Here is a 16146-nt window from a genome sequence, read left to right as displayed (position 1 = left end):
GAAGCGATTTCGCTTCAGGCCCCCTCACTTGTCGGCATTTCATGTCAGATCGATGGGTTGCCCCACGAACGCCACCGAACTCTCGGTATTGGTAAATCTTGCCTCGTCTGGAACCATTACATTTCCGTAATACGCGCTGCCGAACTCGGCCCGAAGCGCCTCAGGCGAGACAAATGTGAGCGCACCAATTCCGTCGTACCTGGTCGACACGAAGCGCGACGGCGGTGAAACTGCTGCCGGAGTATTCTCAACGCGAAGCAACCGTTCCTGCGCACCCGGTCCCGACAACGCAAGCTTTGAGTGGGTCCCTAGCCAGTGTTCTACAAACTCACCAAAGCGCAGGCTGCGACGGGCAACAGGCATCACGATGACCCTGACAGGATCCGTACTCGCTGTCTCATCACGCTGCCACACCAGCACCGGCTCACCCCCCACTGCGGCAGGTCGATCCGCAAGCAATTCAAGCCGGGGGGCCAGCCAGTCGCTCTCGAACTCACGTGAAACCACGCAATCGGCGGCGTCATTCTTGCGTCGCCACCAGGTCTCAAGCACGGCATCGTATGGGGCAACGGGGGCACCAATGATTGGCGAGTCACCCAAGATGGCACGATTGAACACGTACCGCTCGAGACCCGAGGCTAAGAGGGGTTCATGCCGCTCAAGTGCGAGCCAAGCGTCGGCAAACTGGTCCGGTGTCAGCTCTGGGTGCCGAGTGAGCAGCAACGTCAGCTTGTAAGTGGCCTCCACCTCAGTGGCCCTTTCCACGCTTCTGGCCCGCACGTGCTGCTTTGTCGGCCAACTTCATCAGCAGCGCATTACCTGCAGCCCAAATCATCAGATTCTGCATTGGATTCGACCGCTTCGACGCGGGGTCCTCACGACCCATCTCCGGGTTTTTGTGGCACTGCACCGGAACTTGAAGAATGAGTCGGCGCATGCACGAGTTTGCGTTATCGCACCATACGATCTCGGCCTCGCGCCCCTCGATCACTTTGTTCGGGTAATCGGGATCGGCAAGCAACTGACGCGCAAGCATCGTCGCATCGACGGTGCGGTCTGCAATCGCGGCGGCAGCTTGCGCGGGATCGGGTGTCCCGCTCAGAAACAGCACAACTTCCTGGCCCAGCGCTGCGCGGAAGACCTGAGGTTCTTGCTCGCGAAGCATCTTCCCCGATTCGCTGCTGACGTTGTCCCCCATGGACTCGTAGTTTCCGTCGGTGAGTGCAACAAAATCGAGCCCAGCCTTGGCGATCTCGGCAGTTACCGCAGCGAAGCCTTCGGGGCCCTGCCCTCCTGGAACATGGTCGTTCGCACTCAGTCGGAGCCCCAGGGCGATGTCTGGACCGACCTCACGCCGCACCGCGGCCACGGTATCTTTCAGCGCACGCGCCCGATTTTCAACGGAGCCACCGTACTCATCGGTGCGGAAGTTGGAAAGTGGAGAGAGAAAAGAGGAATAGAAATAGCACATGTGCGCAGCGATTTCAATGGCATCGAAGCCAGCCTGCTTCGCTCGCCGAGCCGCATCAACAACAGCTTGCTCGAGTTCTTTGATCTCGGCCACCGTCGCTTCTTGGGGCATCGGGGTGATGCGACCGCCGGGGATATAGAGGTTATCGGGCAGGCCGTACCCTCCCATATCGACCGATTTCGGCGAAGCCGACGAGATCGGGTACCCCTCTCGGGGGACCCCCATGCGCCCAAAGGCGGGAAATAGCTGAGCGAAGACGGCGACACCCGTGCCTGTGCCGTGCACCTCATCGACCAGGCGCTTCAGATCAGGAACGAAGGCATCGTCGTCGTACCTGATGTTGGGCGAAAAGGGCGACTCTCGAAAGGCGCGCGCGGTGGCGACGGAGCCGCCTACGTAGACCGCACCTGCACCGCCCTTCGCGCGACGCTTCAGGAACGCAATCGACTGCTCGCTGGGTCGCCCGTCTTCAGTCGGGCGAAGCACCGCCATCGGTCCGAGAATGATCCGGTTCTTGAGCGTGAGCTGGTTGATCTTCAGCGGTGCGCCGAGAACCTCGGCAGTGTTTACAGTAGTCATGATGCTCCTCGTCGAGTGATATCAAGGGATGGGTCTTCGTGAACGAGCGTGGCGGAGAGGTCGAAATTGGGTGGCAGCAGGCCCAGTCGGCTTCGAAACCGAATCAGGAGGTCCAGCCCTTCCCTCTCGACGGGTAGCAGGCCGCTGGCGCACAGGGCAGAATACAAGTGTTCAAATTCGGGGGCGCCGAGCACATCAGCACGAGCCACCAATCCCTGTCCCGGAAAGGTGGGGAACTCATCCTGCACCCGGAACAATTCGACGAACCCCGCCGCTCGGGCCCGCTCCTCGAAGGGCGGACCCAGCAGTGTCGCGGCAATAGACCGGCCTGCCAGGGCCTCGAAGCGCTCAGATACCCCGCCGACCTCGATCCACTGCGCCCGCACTCCAGCTCGCTGCAGCCGGTCTCGTGCCACCAATGCAAACCCGTTATCGTAAGCATCCACACCAATGGTGCGTCCGTCGAGCTCAGCCAAGCTGCGTATTCCAGGTGCGGCAATCACTGACAGTGGCGTCGTTGCTTCGACCTGACCAAGCAGACGAAGTTCCGCGCCCGTTCGCGACCACTCGAACAGGTTGTCGATGGCCGTGACCACGAGATCGAGTTCGCCGCTCAGCAGACCAGCGAGTTGCGCGGCACTACTAGGTGTAAGACTCTCATCGAGAGCGATCCCGGCCAGAAGTCCGCGCTCCCTCGCCGAAACAAGCGGCGCAGGGGGCACGAAATATGAGATTCGCAAGATCCTGCGGAGGTCACACCGGCGGCGCGACGAAGAGATGGTCGTTGTCAGAGTCGTTGAACATCTCCTTGGTGATGAACTCGTCCATGTCGCCTCCCGTGCCCCACTGATCCGAAGTCTCAGGTTCCTGCACATCGAAGATGTGCGGGTGCCAGGAATCCTCATCGATCATCTCCAGCTCGGTCGTCATCTCCATCGTGTTGCCGTTGGGATCGATGAAATAAGTGAAGGTGTTGTCGCCTGCCGCGTGGCGGCCGGGACCCCAGATCTTGCGGTATCCGGCGCGAATCATCCGCCCGCTCCCCCGCATGTACTCGTCAAGCCCGCGCAACTCGAACGACGCGTGCTGCAGCGAAGCGTGCGGGCCACGCGCGATTGCCATCGAGTGATGCTGAGTGTTGCATCGCATGAAATAGAAGAGGTCACCGGCGTGCGGATGGTTGAGTGTGTCAGAGAGGCGGAAACCAAGGTGCTTCTCGTACCACGCACGCATGGCCTCCGGCTGATTCGAGTTCAGCACAACGTGCGAAAGACGCACGGGAATCGCCTCACGCTCCTCGATCTTGCGGTGTGTGCGCACGTCGACATCGGTGGAGACTTCGATGGTGCGTCCCTCCAAGTCGAAGAACCTGAACCCGTAGCCACCGCCCAAGGTCTCCAGGGCGTTCGGCTCGCTCACCAACTGCACCCCGGCTGTGCCGAGCTGCTGAGCAAGTTGGTCGACGGATTGCCGGTCGGCAGCCCCGAAAGCCACCAGATCGAGTCGTTTGTCTTCGGAACGTCGCACGCGCGTGACGTACTGTTCCGGTGAACCTTCCGCAGCGAAGTAGACGACATTGCCGTCGTCGTGCTGCACGGTCAAGCCCCAATGGTTCTTGTAAAATTCGATCTGCTTCTCGAAATCCGGTACCGCGATGTCAAAGTGACGAATGTGAGTGATCGGGCTGAAAGCCATGACAGGCTCCTATCGTGTGTCAGAGGTGAGGTTGCGGGCGCGGGCAATCGGAGGAATCTGCAGCACCAAGCGCTCCAGGTCAGCAGCCGTGTCGCCCACACCGAGGATGTAGTGGTCTGGTCTAATCACCACGGCCTTCGCGCCGGAAGCGGCGAGAACCTGGTCGATCTTGAGCGGATCGAGCAGCGTAACGGTGTCTTCGTCGTCGTCGAGCACGGCCCTGATGTCCGCTGGCAGCTGCGTGTATACCGTGCGATCCGCAGCCACGAGGAAGTGTGGGCCGACCATGTCGTCAAGGCGCGTCCCGTCAGCTAAAATCGGCTGGATTCCGAGCTTGCCGGCACGCTCATCACGACCGCCCTCGTGAAGTCCCGGGCCGAGCGCCGGAGAGGTCGGAACAGCGGAGGCCTCCGGGTGAGCCCGGATGAACTCGTCGCGACCCTTGGCCACTTCTGGGTCAAGGGTTTGGATCCCAACTGCCTGATTCGCGGCGGTCTCAACCCAGAATGTGGCGTGTGGTTTGCGTTCACTCTCATAGGTATCGAGGAGCGCCTCCTCCGCCTTTCCCGCAGCGACGAGCCCCATTTTCCACGCGAGATTTGCGACATCGCGGATGCCTGCGCAGAGGCCCTGTCCGAACAGCGGTGGTGCCTGGTGTGCAGCATCCCCGGCCAGGAATACGTTCCCCTGACGCCAACGCTGAGCGATTCGCCCACGAAAGGTGTAGATCGCCTGACGGTCGGCAGTGAACTTGTCGGCGGGGAGAATGCCGCGGCTGATTCGTTCAACTGCCGCAGGTGTCACGATTTCTTCGGGATCATCCCCGGGAACGAGCATGAATTCCATGCGTACTCGGTCGCCCGGTAGCCGTAACCACAGCGCTGGCCGACTGTACCGAGCGAACTGAATCATATCGGTCGCGTAGCCTGGGGCGTCGACAAGGTTTCCGTCGACTACGAGCCACGGGGCATCCTCACCGTACTTATCAGTCTCGATTCCCAACGCACTGCGCACCTCCGAGCGCGCGCCGTCGGCAGCAATCAACCACCGGGCACGGAGCACGTGCTCGGCGCCATTCGCGTTGACTGCGGTGACCTCCACGCCGTCGGCATCTGAAATGACCTTCGTGGCAGTGACCCCGGTGCGCAACTCGACGTTAGGCGTCTGGGCGATCACCTCACGCACCAAGGCCTCAACGTCGGGCTGGTGGAAACTGATGTGATCGTTCCAGCCCTGGTCACCGAGCCGATCAGTGGGAGCGTGAACAAGCACTTCATCCGCCTCATTGACCACGTCGACGTCTTTCATGGGAATGGTCACCCGGCGGAAGGCATCCGCCACTCCGAGCGCCTGCAATGTGCGCATGGTCTCACCGTCGAAGTGCACCGCGCGAGCTGTCGGCCACATCTCGGGGTCACGTTCCAGGCCGATGGCCTTCAGGCCCGCTTGTCCGAGAAGCGCAAGCGCAGTAGAACCGACTGGCCCGCCTCCGATTACAATCACGTCTGCGTCGATGCCGCTCATGAAACACTCCAATGTGTCCAGTGCCCGTATGTTCTCCAGGCCGCACCCGCGGTGCAGTTAGGAACAATAATCTCTGTCGACGCGGTTTCAGGAAAGACGATATTTTGTATCGTCGATATCAGAATTCCGAATAACCTCGTCGCGCACGCGTTCGACGATTCCACGCAACCAAATGTGCTCGGCATCGAGTTCGCGGTCTTGGTGCCACCAGAACGCATCCCGCACCGGGTCGAGGTCAAGCGGCGGCTCAACCATGCGCAGCCCCGGGTGCGCATGGATCGCCATACGCGCGAAACCCTCGGGAACCATCGCCACCCGATCGGTACCGAGGAGGAGTGACGGAACGACGAAGAAATGCGGGGTTGCCGCAACCACCGACGGATCGATTCCGCGGAAACGCAGTTGCTGTCGCGCGGGATTCATTCCCTCACGAGCGGGCAGAGTCTGCACCCAGGGTCGCGTGAGGAGTTCATCGACCGACGGCCGAACGGGCACGTCAGAGTGCGCGTCAACGAGACACACCCAGGGCTCGGGCGCAAAGTCGATGTGTGGCTGCTCACCCACATAACCATGGGGCAAAATCACGCCATCAATCGTGCGCAGGATGTCAGGCAAGGACTGCACCAGTCGACCATCCGCAGCGGGAAAGTCGAACCGCACATTGGGCGCCTCGCGCGCGGCAATACGAGTGAGGATCGGCGCGACCCGGGCCGTCATGTAATCGACTGCCGCTACGGTAAAGGTTCGAGAACTCGTCGCGGGGTCAAACCGAGATTGCAATCGAAAGAGCTGCTCGGTCTCAGCGATCACTCGAGGCAAGGCCAGCAACAAGCGCTCACCCAGCGGGGTGAGCACATGCTGATTGCCCCGCCGCAATAACAGCGCATCGTCGTAATGCGCGCGAAGGCGGGCGAGGGCCGTCGACATTGATGGCTGCGACACATGCAACCGCTCGGCGGCACGGGTCACACTACGCTCTTCGAGCAACGCACGGAGCTGCCGCAGGAGGTTGTAGTCGATCGCCATTGTGCTCCCTTGCCGCGGCGCCCAGCCCGTACCAGCACTGCAGGCGGGTTCAGCTTACGCCTTCCAGACCGTCTTGAGGTTGCAGAACTCACGCTGCCCAACAGCAGCGAGTTCTCGCCCGAAGCCCGATCGCCTGATCCCCCCGAAGGGCAGTTCCTGATAGGAAACGGTCATCCCGTTGATGAATACCGCGCCAGCATCCAATCGGGACACGAAGTAAGCTTCCTCCTCCAGATCCTCTGTCCACACCGAGCTGGAAAGGCCAAAGGAAGTCTGATTTGCGATCCGCAGCGCATCTTCGGTATCCGATGCCCGGTAGAGCGAGGCCACCGGACCAAACGCCTCCTCCTGCACCAGGCGCGCGTCGTCGGGCAGATCAGCGATAACCGTCGGGGCGTAGTACCACCCCGGCAGATCTGGCACGGTGCCGCCGGTCAGTATGGTGGCGCCGCGCTCGCGTGCGTCTTCGACCAGGTCGATAATGTCTTGTCGGCCGGCTTGGGTGGCGAGCGGACCAACTTCTGTCTCTGGCAACAACGGGTTCCCGACAACCAGCGCTGACATCTGCCGGGTGAACTCCCGTGCGAATTCATCGTAGACATCAGTGTGCACAATGAAACGTTTACCTGCAATGCATGATTGGCCGTTGTTGTTGATGCGCGCTCGCACGGCGGTCGCAGCTGCTGAGGCGACATCAGCCGAGGGAAGCACGATGAAAGGGTCAGATCCGCCCAATTCAAGTACGGCCTTCTTGACATGGTCACCTGCAATCGCCGCAACCGAGCGCCCCGCGGGTTCCGACCCCGTCAGAGTGACGGCGGTGACCCGTTCGTCGGCAATCACTGCGCCTACTGCAGATCCAGGAATCAGCAGTGTGCGAAAGGATCCCCTGGGAAACCCTGCGCGCTCGAAGAGCGTGTCGAGAAACAGCGCCGCCTGAGGTACGTTCGACGCGTGCTTGAGAAGCCCGGTGTTGCCCGCCATGAGAGCTGGGGCAGCAAACCGAATCACCTGCCAGAGCGGATAGTTCCACGGCATCACTGCCAGGACCACCCCCAACGGCTCGTATCGAGTCCAAGCTTTGGAAGCGTTAACCAGCGGGGGATCTGCAAGGGGCACGTCAGCCAAGAATTCCTCGGAGTGGTCGGCGTAAAAACGCATGGCCTTCACCGATTTCAACACCTCGGCGACCGACTGCGCGATGGGCTTTCCCATTTCGATCGTGATGAGCTCCCCGAGCCCCTCTGCCTGATCCTCCATGAAGTCCGCGGCGGCACGCATCCACTCCGCCCGTTGTGCGAAACTGGTGGATCGCAGCAGCTTCGCTGCGGCTGCGGCTTCTGCGATCCGCTGCTCGACCTCCGCTGAATCATGCGGTTCGATAATGATTTCAGTCTTGCCAGAAGCGGGATTGATGGTAGCGATCGACATGCGGGCTCTCTTCCTCGAGGAACGTCTTGCGTCAGTTTACTATAAACAGATACGATACGTATCGTCTGTAAAGATTCCATTCGCCCGACACAAAGGAGTGACGAATGAGCACCAACGTGACACCGCCGAACCGACCACTACTGTTCTTGAGCGATGATGACGTGGCAGCCCTGGCCGACCCGCCGAGTGCGATCTCGGCGATTCGATCTGCGTACGCAACTCCTGCCGACGAGGGGCGGAATCCCGGACGCATCTTCGCCGACAGCGGGCGTGAATGGATGCGGGTGATGCCTTCGGTGCCGACCAACGGTCGTCTGTTCGGCGCGAAGTCGATCAATGGCTCCTTCGCCAACGGTCTGCGGGTCAGCTACCTGATTTCTCTGTTCGATAAAGAGACCGCCGAGCTGGTGGCGCTGGTCGACGGAAATCGGGTGACCGGGCTGCGCACTGCCGCCACGACCGCGGTCGGTACTGAGACGCTCGTCCCAGACCGACCTCTCACAGTGGGAGTCATCGGCTCTGGCTTCGAGGCACAGTCGCACACCTCGGCACTCTCGCTCATTGCCCAGTTCGAGTCCGTGCGTGTCTACAGCCCCACGGCCGAAAACCGCGCAGCATTCGCAGCCAAGTTCGGTACCGAACTCGGCATCCCCGTCACCGCGGTCGACACTGCAGAGGCCGCGGTGCGCGGGGCGGATCTGATTCTCTGCGCAGCCCGTTCCCGCGACGAGTCGCCGACGATCAACTCCGAGTGGGTCGCTGCCGACGCAACCGTCGTTTCGATTGGCTCGACAACGCCAGGGCAGCGAGAGCTCCCCAGCGATCTGATCGCCCGCGCGAGCGTGATCGTAGCCGACGGCGTCGACGAAGTAGTCAATGGCAGCGGCGACATGCTCGCCGCCCGTGCGCAGGGGGTCGATGTCGATGCGCTGACGGCCTCACTGAACGCGGTGCTGCTTGGAGAGCGACCGATCGACCGGCACAGCGGTCTGCGCATCTACAAGTCCACGGGCTCCGGCCTACAAGACATCGTTGTCGCCGAATCTCTAGTAAATCTTGCACGCGAACGCGGCATCGGCACCGAAATGCCCATCGGCATCGTCACCACAAGGAAGTAGAGGAACACCCATGGTTGATTACACCAAGGATCAAGCCCGCGCATGGGCCCGGGAGCGCTGGCATGGTGCCATTGCCGTGACGATGCCGTCATACACTCCTGACTTCGAGAAGATCAATGAGAACGCGATCCGACACGACATCCTCAAGCTCAAGGAACTCGGCTTCGCGGGGACCCTCCTCGTGACCGAACTCAGTGTCACGCCCGAGGAGAACGCCCGCATTACCGCAGTAGCGCGAGAAGCTGGCGGGCCAGATTTTCACCTGTTTTTCCACGCCGCGTTCAACACGCTCGAGCAGAACATTGCCGCGCTTCGGCTCGCAGAAAAGGAGGGGGTCGACAGCGTCCTCATTTCCTACCCCACGGCGTTCTGGCCAACCTCACATCAGGAAGTGTATGACTACACAAAGGCGCTCGCAGACTCCACTGATCTGAACGCAATGCTCTTCGGTCTACCCGCATGGGGCTTCGAACGCATCGACCCTGCAGGTATGCCGGTGCCGTTCGTCCGTCACATCCTGGACACGATCCCGAACATCGTGGCAGTGAAGTCAGAACAGGGCTACCCCACCATCGGCGGCATCATGGAGATGTACCACCACTTCCGTGATGAGGTCATCATCTCGTGCCCAATCGAGAGCGAGACGATTCCGCTCATGTCGATGATGGATTTCCAGTTCAGTGGCACCTCCAACACAAACTGGATGAGCGACTACTTCCCGAAGGCATTTGGGCTCGCGCAGAATGGCGCTTGGGAGGAGGCGATGAAGCTGTGGTGGCAGGTGTCACCCGCTCGCGCGGCCAACCTGGCAATCCTCACCGGTTCTTCCGTGGGCACCACAGTCATCAACCGCACCGGCTGGAAGTACCAAGAGTGGCTCGCGGGCTTCAACGGTGGAGCACTTCGCGCTCCCGCACCGCGAATCCCCGACCGCCTCATGAAGCAAGCACGGGCCGCACTTGAGGCCTCGGGGCTCCCGGTTACAGATTCGCCCGATAGCGAGTTCGTGATTGGTCGCACCCGCGCCTGAGCGCTCTGAGGCGTCTAACGCAATGTGGCCTGGTGCTCGAACCGGGCCACATTGCGTCAGACGAGACAGTCAGGCCCGGCGGGAAGCGCGAGCCATCCCGCGATAACTCGCGATGGGTGTGCCCTCTGCGGTCACCACGACGTCAACGATGGCGCGACGATCGTCGCTCCACTCCACGTGCGCTGCGGCTTCCAAGCGCTGCCCGAGTCGACTCGGGGCCAGGTAGTGGATCTGTGCATCCGCCGTCGCCGCATAGCGGATACGTGTGTTCGCCGCCATCGCGAAAGCCTGATCCGCAACAGCGAAGACGACACCGCCGTGCGTCATCCCGTTGCCGTTTACGTGCTCTGACGCAACAACAAGCGTGACCGTCGCACACCCCTGGGTGGCTTCCTCGATCGCGAAGCCAAACCAGGCGAAGGAGGGCTCATTTTCCAGCAGTTCGAGCACGAACGGATCCACAACTCCCATTAGCTGAGCCTTTCAACAACCAGCGCCATACCTTGTCCTCCGCCCACGCAAAGCGTGGCAAGGCCGAGAGTCCTATCGTGATGTTGCAGCGCACGAACCAGGGTGCCAACCAGTCGAACGCCGGTCGCACCAAATGGGTGACCGAGTGCAATGGCACCACCATTGACGTTCACCCGCTCGGGGTCTAGCCCGAGCTGCCGCACACTCGGCACGACCTGCGCGGCGAATGCTTCGTTCAGCTCAACTAGGTCGATGTCGCCCACGGTGAGACCCAGCCTGTCGAGCACCTTGCGGCTTGCAGGAACGGGCCCAAGCCCCATGATTTCTGGCGACAGTGCACTCGCCCCGGCACCGAGAATGCGAGCCAGTGGAGTCAGTCCCAAGGCCTGAGCCTTAGCTGCACTCACCACCACCATTGCCGAGGCACCATCGTTCAGCGGACTCGCGTTGCCCGCGGTCACGGTGCCGCTCGCCCCAAACGCTGGGTTCAATTCAGCGAGCCCCTCTAACGTCGTCCCGGGCCGGGGCCCGTCATCCGCTGCGACCACTTTTCCATCGGCAAGAACGTAGGGAGCAATCTCTCCGTTGAACCAACCAGCACTAACTGCGGCGGAAGCCCGCCGCTGCGAGAGAAGCGCCCACTCGTCCTGGTCCTGGCGGCTGGTGCCGGTGACGCGCGCAACAAACTCAGCCGTCTTCCCCATAGAGATGTATGCATCCGGCTCAAGACCCTCGTTCCGCGGATCCGTCCAATGGCGGCCTGAGGAAGACCAGTCGTCGGCGCGCGCTGCCGCACGCTCATACCCCGGGTATAGGTTCGTTGAGATTGGCGGAGTGGTAGAGGTCGATTCCATACCACCGACGAGAAACGCATCACCGTCACCAGATCGGACCGCTCGAGCCGCGCCGGTCAATGCCTGCATTGACGAGGCGCAGAACCGGTTCACAGTCGCACCCGGAAGCGTGTCGAATCCGCCGTAAATTGCAATGCGGCGAGCAGCATTGTCCCCTTGCGCGCCTTCCGGAACAGCAGTTCCGAGATAGAAGTCGTCCAACGCACCTGGATCCACCGAGGGCACATCTGCAAGCGTCGCTCGGATAGCGGCGAGCGCGAGGTCCTCCGGGCGCTCCTCCACGAATGATCCCTTTTTGGCTCGGCCGAAGGGAGTTCGTCGATAGGCGACAATCACCGCATCATGCGGCGCAAGAGGTAAGAGCACGATATTGGACCCCCAAGGAACGAGTTTTAGATACGCACCGTATCGTACCGCTCAGGATACTCCCTCCTGGCTCGTATCCGAAGGAAACTACGCGGTGTTTGGTGCCGAGTACCGGTTCGCGCGTTCCTACCCGCCGTTGAGTGCGCGGGCGTATTCCGCCGCGGACTCCATAAGTTCCGACTCGGTGACGTGCGAATCCCATTCGCGCAGGGCAGGGCGGTGGCCCTCCGCCCCGTTGGTGCACCAGGCATCGTTGTGCCAATTCTGGTCATACGTTGGATCGAAGACACAGCTCCACTGCCCGGCTGCGGGTACTCCGCCGGGGGTGCCACAGGTGAACGGGGTGGCTGTGGCGGCCGCAGCGGCGTAGTCCGCCTCGAACGGGTGCAGGGCGTAGCCGTCGGTCGAGTTGTAGCGCGGCACCGCGAGGCCGCGGGCCACGAGTTCATGCCCAACGTCGACGGTCGCGCCGGGCACGCCGGGCACGCCGAGATATGCGAGCAGGCGCCCGTAGGCATCAGTGTCTTCGACCTCGGCGGGGTTGGTGACGCTCACCTCTCGGCCCGCCACAAGTTCGGTGAGTAACGCGGCTGCCTCGGCGTACCCGCAGTCGCCGCGCTCTGGGGTGTCGATGCCAATCAGCCGCACCCGCTCGCCGGTACTGAGGTCGAGCGTGTCACCGTCGATCACGCGAGCCACGGTGGCGAAGGCCTGCGTGCCCGCTGCGGGAGCTTCGGTCGCGAGGGATCCGGGTGAGGCTGCGTCGGAACCATCGGTACTGTTGGAGCTGTCGAAACTCCCGCCAGTCTGCCCCGCCGGAACAGTCAGAGGCGTGCAGCCGATGCTCCCCAGCACCGCGGCCAGCAGCAGCGACGCACCCGCGCCCCGCGCCCACCCCCACTGCGATCGCGCCTGCATGCCCGCCCCCATTCCCCTACCAATTCCCATTCCCTAAACCGGCAGTTTCACCCTTAACCGGCTGTTTGTCCCGCTACTGTCAGGCTAGAGGTCAAACTGCAGGTCGAAGCGAGGCGGATCAGGCGCGCAGACGCTCGGCGATGCTCCAGATGAATGCGACGTGGTTGGTCTCGATCAAGTCCGTGTCTCCCCCGACAGCGTGGTCTTTCGTTGGCAGCGCCCGCGGTTCGGCGCGCCCTCATGCATCCTGTCACGGACCAGTGACATTCATAAGAAACTCATGGCGCGCCGTTGAGTTGGCTTCCGCATGTGGCAAGTCCGTTACCACATGTGTGAAACATGTAAAAAAGTGGGCAAAATTTTTACACGTTATCGCGTGAGGTACGGGTCGTTGACGTACCCGTCGATGAATTGCGCTATCTCGTCCTGCGACCAGGTGAGCCTGCCGTCGAGCAGCTTGGTTGCCGTTTGTGCGTAGGCACCCGCAGCGGTGCCTTGGATCTGCTCGAGCTTCTGTCGTGTTTCGGGGTTCATAGCTTGATTGTCGCAGGCAGGGACGGAGGACGAGTCAATTGAGAGTGGAATTCGATTCCGCGAACCTCGATTTCAAGGGCTTCGTTGTCCGCCTCTTTGCGCGTGGTCGAATCACGTTAGATACGTGATCACGTCTCAAGCACCCCTCACCGTCGCGAGCAGGGTACCCGCTCAACCGAGGGCGAGGTCAGCGCGGTCGGTGATGATGCCGCGCACGCCCATGCCGGTGAGGCGCGCCATCTCCGCGGGGTCATTCACCGTCCACACGTGCACCTCGACGCCGACGCTCTCGGCAAGATCGATGAGTCGCGGGGTCAGCACGCGCACGCGCCCGTACCTCTCGGGGATCTGCAGCGCGTCGAATCCATCGAGCGCCCGGGCCGCCGCCTTTCGCTGGCCGGCCGCCAGCGCCGCAAGGGTGCGGATCAGGGCTCCGCGCCCAGGAGATGCCGCCGGGCGCACACCCGATCCACTCGCCGCCCGGGCCGCCTGCAGCGCCGCGCGCCGGTGACCGTCGACGAAGCTCGCCACGAGCACGCGCTCGGCGTGCGGGGCGATAATACGGCCCGCGGGTTCGGCGACTTCCCGCGCCTTGATATCGATGTTGAACCGCGCCTCGGGAAACATCTCAAGCGCCTCGCGCAGGGTGAGCAGACCGCCACGATCGGCAAAGAGCGAGGCAAGTTCAGGGGCGCTGACGGCCGAGACGGGCCTGGAGTCGCCGCACACCCGGGCGAGATCCACGTCGTGAAACAGCACCACCTCGCCATCGCTGGTGATGCGGCAGTCGGACTCGAGGTAGTGCACTCCCGCCGCAACCGCCGCCGTCATCGCGGCGCGGGTGTTCTCGGCGATGCCCTGAGCTGCGAGTTCCGTGGTGACGAGACCGCGGTGCGCGATCACGCGCGGCCTGGCATCGTGCAAGAGGTACGGGTGGGGCATGGAGATCCTGTCTCGTTGACGGTGTCGACACCATTCTCGCTCAGCCGCTGTGCCGATCGTCGGGCCCGAGCGTACCCTATCGGTGAAGCCAGATTCGAGAGGGGCCACCGAATGCCAGCCGCAGACCACCAGCAGGTCAGGAAAGACGAGAACACCCCCACCCAGGGTGCCGGGTCAGCCACCGAGCCAGCGACCGCGACGCACGGTGTGGTGGATCGCGTGGCCACCCCCGCCGAGCACACTGCACTCGCTGCCGCAGTCGGGTGGCAGTCACATTTTGACGACCAGCTCCGCGCGGCTTCGCTTGCCGCTTCCCTGGCGGGGGTGGTGTTCGTTGACGCCCACGCGGGCACCGTCGGGATGGCGCGGGCTGTGGGCGACGGCCTGCAATACGCGTACATTCAAGATGTCATCGTGCACCCCGACCATGAAGGGAAGGGGATCGCCACCGAACTGGTGAAGCGGCTCGTCGAACTGCTACGACCCGCCACGGAGGCCGAAATCTTCATCGGTCTCTTTGCGAGTGATGCCGCGGTCGGCGTCTATGAATCGCTCGGCTTCCAGTCATCCGGTGCGACGGGCATGCATCAGCGGATCTCGGGCGAGACGTGAGGGTGAACCTGCCTCGGGTGGACTGACGCGCAGGCTTCGCGTCGCCTCAACCCTGCGCAGGGGTCCAGTCGAGAGAGCGCACGCGCGCGCCGGACTCGGGTGGACTGCCGCGCAGGCTTCGCGCCGCTGGAACCGTGCGCGGCAGTCTACCCGAGCGACACAGAGTCCAAGGAGTCGAAGAGTCGAGACGTGGAGCCGTCGAGAGGCCGAGGGCCGGAAAGCCGGAAAGCCGGAGAACCTAGCGTTTACCCAACGTCAGGCGGGTGAGATGCGCGGCGGCTTCTGCCAGCAGGCGCGGGGTATCGGCCTGCAGCTGTTCCAGCGTCGCCGGGCCTCGCGCGATCGACCACGCCGCCGCAATCCCCGCCCGCTGGCACTCCTCGAATGTCAACTCGACCGAACCCGCAAGCACAACCACGGGCACCGCGCTGGGCACCGCGCTGTGCACCGCGCTGGGCACCGCACCAGCGGCGGCGTGTGCGCCACCACGGTGGGCCCCCGCGTCGGCGAGCACGCGCGACACCACCTTCCCCTGCAGCGACTGCGCATCGAGTCGACCCTCCGCGGTAATGACCAGCGCGGCACGCTCCAATGCGTCGGGGAGACCGACCGCATCACTCACCAGCGCGGAACCTGGCACGAGCTGCGCCCCGAATAGCGCGACCGGGCCGAGCGCAAGCCCGCCCGCCGCACCCAGCCCCGGCAGACATCTCAACTCACTCAAGTCATACCCGGCAGCCTCGGCAAGCAGCCGCAAAAGGACGCTCAGGCCCCGGTCGATGACCGCGACCTGCTCGGGAGTCGCTCCCTTCTGCGGGCCGAACACCGCCGCCGCGCCGCCGCCACCAGTGAGCAGGTGATCCACGTCGCAAGCGACGCGCCATACGACCTTCCCTGCGCGGGCGTCGAGCCCCGAGAGATCGATCTCGTGAAGTTCCGAGAGCCCCCGTGCCCCGGGCGCCACGTCGCTTCCCGATGCATCGAGCAGTCGCGCACCCAACGCGCGCAGCATCCCTGCGCCCCCATCGCTGGTAGCGGATCCGCCCAGACACAGCAGAATTTCCGCCGCTCCGGTGTCAAGCGCCGCGCGCACCAGTGTGCCCACACCGGCAGTGTCGGCGTCGAGGGGGCGGAGCGGCTGATCCACTATCGCGGGAAGACCGTTGGCATCGGCCGCTTCGATCACCGCGAGGCGCGTTCCCTTCCGCCCGCCGCTGAGGCCCACCCGACCCGTGCGGGGTCGCCCAAGCGCGTCGGTCGTGGCGACTTCGAGAACCGTGCCGCCCCAGGCCGCGACCAACGCATCGAGGGTGCCCTCTCCGCCGTCGGCGAGTGGCAGCTCCCGAACCCGCACGCCCTGGCCGAGAGCCCTGCGCACACCACTCGCGATCGCTCGCGCAGCATCCGGGGCCGTGCAACTGCCCTTGAGCGAGTCAGGCGCGACCACCACCAAGGGCACGCCGTGCTGCGGGTGAGTCTCTCGCGCGCTTCCAGACATGCGATCAGCGTACCGGGGCGTTTAGCCGCCGCAAACGCTGTTCCAGGGCTCAGTTCGATGTCGGTGTAACCGTCGTT

16 protein-coding genes are annotated in these 16146 nt (G+C 63.1%); 3 read left to right on the top strand and 13 right to left on the bottom strand.

What is annotated here, in order from left to right:
- Positions 1 to 39: 39 nt before the first annotated feature.
- The 7 genes from ACR0R4_RS01745 to ACR0R4_RS01715 all read right to left on the bottom strand — a co-directional run bounded on the left by ACR0R4_RS01745 (position 40) and on the right by ACR0R4_RS01715 (position 7726).
- Positions 40 to 747: an EthD domain-containing protein gene (locus tag ACR0R4_RS01745; RefSeq protein ID WP_433645605.1), complete on the bottom strand. Its 708-nt coding sequence runs from the start codon at positions 745 to 747 to the stop codon at positions 40 to 42.
- 1 nt (position 748) lies between these two features.
- Positions 749 to 2050, bottom strand: a complete 1302-nt coding sequence (locus tag ACR0R4_RS01740) for an NADH:flavin oxidoreductase (RefSeq protein WP_433645604.1) — start codon at positions 2048 to 2050, stop codon at positions 749 to 751.
- Entirely contained in the window at positions 2047 to 2772 is a 726-nt protein-coding gene (locus ACR0R4_RS01735) for an ABC transporter substrate-binding protein (RefSeq protein WP_433645603.1), read from the bottom strand. Before ACR0R4_RS01735 ends, ACR0R4_RS01740 begins: the two co-directional genes overlap by 4 nt.
- Positions 2773 to 2803: 31 nt before the next feature.
- Positions 2804 to 3745, bottom strand: a complete 942-nt coding sequence (locus ACR0R4_RS01730; protein ID WP_433645602.1) for a VOC family protein — start codon at positions 3743 to 3745, stop codon at positions 2804 to 2806.
- A gap of 9 nt (positions 3746 to 3754) precedes the next feature.
- Positions 3755 to 5269, bottom strand: coding sequence for a bifunctional 3-(3-hydroxy-phenyl)propionate/3-hydroxycinnamic acid hydroxylase (locus tag ACR0R4_RS01725; protein WP_433645601.1), 1515 nt, complete (start codon positions 5267 to 5269; stop codon positions 3755 to 3757).
- An 87-nt stretch (positions 5270 to 5356) separates the two neighbouring features.
- Complete coding sequence (locus tag ACR0R4_RS01720; protein WP_433645600.1) at positions 5357 to 6295, bottom strand: LysR family transcriptional regulator; 939 nt, start codon at positions 6293 to 6295, stop codon at positions 5357 to 5359.
- Between the two features lie 54 nt (positions 6296 to 6349).
- On the bottom strand, positions 6350 to 7726 hold the full coding sequence (locus ACR0R4_RS01715) for an aldehyde dehydrogenase family protein (protein ID WP_433645599.1): 1377 nt from the start codon (positions 7724 to 7726) through the stop codon (positions 6350 to 6352).
- Between the two features lie 104 nt (positions 7727 to 7830).
- Between ACR0R4_RS01715 and ACR0R4_RS01710 the strand changes: the two genes are divergently transcribed.
- Together ACR0R4_RS01710 and ACR0R4_RS01705 are read left to right on the top strand one after the other, a co-directional pair.
- Positions 7831 to 8844: an ornithine cyclodeaminase family protein gene (locus ACR0R4_RS01710; protein WP_433645598.1), complete on the top strand. Its 1014-nt coding sequence runs from the start codon at positions 7831 to 7833 to the stop codon at positions 8842 to 8844.
- Positions 8845 to 8854: 10 nt separating this feature from the next.
- Complete coding sequence (locus ACR0R4_RS01705; protein WP_433645597.1) at positions 8855 to 9874, top strand: dihydrodipicolinate synthase family protein; 1020 nt, start codon at positions 8855 to 8857, stop codon at positions 9872 to 9874.
- Between the two features lie 69 nt (positions 9875 to 9943).
- Here ACR0R4_RS01705 and ACR0R4_RS01700 read toward each other — a convergent pair whose 3' ends face one another.
- The 5 genes from ACR0R4_RS01700 to ACR0R4_RS01680 all read right to left on the bottom strand — a co-directional run bounded on the left by ACR0R4_RS01700 (position 9944) and on the right by ACR0R4_RS01680 (position 13959).
- A complete protein-coding gene (locus ACR0R4_RS01700; protein ID WP_433645596.1) occupies positions 9944 to 10345 on the bottom strand; it encodes a PaaI family thioesterase in 402 nt (133 codons plus the stop codon).
- Positions 10345 to 11565: an acetyl-CoA C-acyltransferase gene (locus tag ACR0R4_RS01695; RefSeq protein WP_433645595.1), complete on the bottom strand. Its 1221-nt coding sequence runs from the start codon at positions 11563 to 11565 to the stop codon at positions 10345 to 10347. The genes ACR0R4_RS01700 and ACR0R4_RS01695 overlap by 1 nt, the downstream gene beginning before the upstream one ends.
- Positions 11566 to 11691: 126 nt before the next feature.
- Positions 11692 to 12513, bottom strand: a complete 822-nt coding sequence (locus ACR0R4_RS01690) for a thermonuclease family protein (RefSeq protein WP_433645594.1) — start codon at positions 12511 to 12513, stop codon at positions 11692 to 11694.
- Positions 12514 to 12852: 339 nt separating this feature from the next.
- Positions 12853 to 13017 (bottom strand): hypothetical protein, encoded by a 165-nt coding sequence (locus ACR0R4_RS01685; RefSeq protein ID WP_433645593.1) that lies wholly within the window; start codon positions 13015 to 13017, stop codon positions 12853 to 12855.
- Positions 13018 to 13188: 171 nt separating this feature from the next.
- Positions 13189 to 13959, bottom strand: a complete 771-nt coding sequence (locus ACR0R4_RS01680; RefSeq protein ID WP_433645592.1) for a glycerophosphodiester phosphodiesterase family protein — start codon at positions 13957 to 13959, stop codon at positions 13189 to 13191.
- Between the two features lie 111 nt (positions 13960 to 14070).
- Between ACR0R4_RS01680 and ACR0R4_RS01675 the strand changes: the two genes are divergently transcribed.
- Positions 14071 to 14571 carry a GNAT family N-acetyltransferase gene (locus tag ACR0R4_RS01675; protein ID WP_433645591.1) on the top strand — a complete coding sequence of 167 codons (501 nt, stop codon included), beginning with the start codon at positions 14071 to 14073 and terminating at the stop codon, positions 14569 to 14571.
- A 238-nt stretch (positions 14572 to 14809) separates the two neighbouring features.
- Here ACR0R4_RS01675 and ACR0R4_RS01670 read toward each other — a convergent pair whose 3' ends face one another.
- Positions 14810 to 16069, bottom strand: coding sequence for a glycerate kinase (locus tag ACR0R4_RS01670; RefSeq protein WP_433645590.1), 1260 nt, complete (start codon positions 16067 to 16069; stop codon positions 14810 to 14812).
- Between the last annotated feature and the right edge of the window lie 77 nt (positions 16070 to 16146).

This window comes from Leucobacter fengyongliangi (assembly GCF_050971685.1).
In the GTDB taxonomy this organism is placed as follows: Bacteria; Actinomycetota; Actinomycetes; order Actinomycetales; family Microbacteriaceae; genus Leucobacter.
This window is presented reverse-complemented; position numbering and strand designations above follow the sequence as displayed.

Excerpts from the sequence above, each read along its gene's own strand:
- ACR0R4_RS01740 (WP_433645604.1), bottom strand. The coding sequence starts at position 2,050 with ATGACTACTGTAAACACTGCCGAGGTTCTCGGCGCACCGCTGAAGATC.
- ACR0R4_RS01730 (WP_433645602.1), bottom strand. The coding sequence starts at position 3,745 with ATGGCTTTCAGCCCGATCACTCACATTCGTCACTTTGACATCGCGGTA.
- ACR0R4_RS01725 (WP_433645601.1), bottom strand. The coding sequence starts at position 5,269 with ATGAGCGGCATCGACGCAGACGTGATTGTAATCGGAGGCGGGCCAGTC.
- ACR0R4_RS01720 (WP_433645600.1), bottom strand. The coding sequence starts at position 6,295 with ATGGCGATCGACTACAACCTCCTGCGGCAGCTCCGTGCGTTGCTCGAA.
- ACR0R4_RS01715 (WP_433645599.1), bottom strand. The coding sequence starts at position 7,726 with ATGTCGATCGCTACCATCAATCCCGCTTCTGGCAAGACTGAAATCATT.
- ACR0R4_RS01710 (WP_433645598.1), top strand. The coding sequence starts at position 7,831 with ATGAGCACCAACGTGACACCGCCGAACCGACCACTACTGTTCTTGAGC.
- ACR0R4_RS01705 (WP_433645597.1), top strand. The coding sequence starts at position 8,855 with ATGGTTGATTACACCAAGGATCAAGCCCGCGCATGGGCCCGGGAGCGC.
- ACR0R4_RS01700 (WP_433645596.1), bottom strand. The coding sequence starts at position 10,345 with ATGGGAGTTGTGGATCCGTTCGTGCTCGAACTGCTGGAAAATGAGCCC.
- ACR0R4_RS01690 (WP_433645594.1), bottom strand. The coding sequence starts at position 12,513 with ATGGGAATTGGTAGGGGAATGGGGGCGGGCATGCAGGCGCGATCGCAG.
- ACR0R4_RS01685 (WP_433645593.1), bottom strand. The coding sequence starts at position 13,017 with ATGAACCCCGAAACACGACAGAAGCTCGAGCAGATCCAAGGCACCGCT.
- ACR0R4_RS01680 (WP_433645592.1), bottom strand. The coding sequence starts at position 13,959 with ATGCCCCACCCGTACCTCTTGCACGATGCCAGGCCGCGCGTGATCGCG.
- ACR0R4_RS01675 (WP_433645591.1), top strand. The coding sequence starts at position 14,071 with ATGCCAGCCGCAGACCACCAGCAGGTCAGGAAAGACGAGAACACCCCC.
- ACR0R4_RS01670 (WP_433645590.1), bottom strand. The coding sequence starts at position 16,069 with ATGTCTGGAAGCGCGCGAGAGACTCACCCGCAGCACGGCGTGCCCTTG.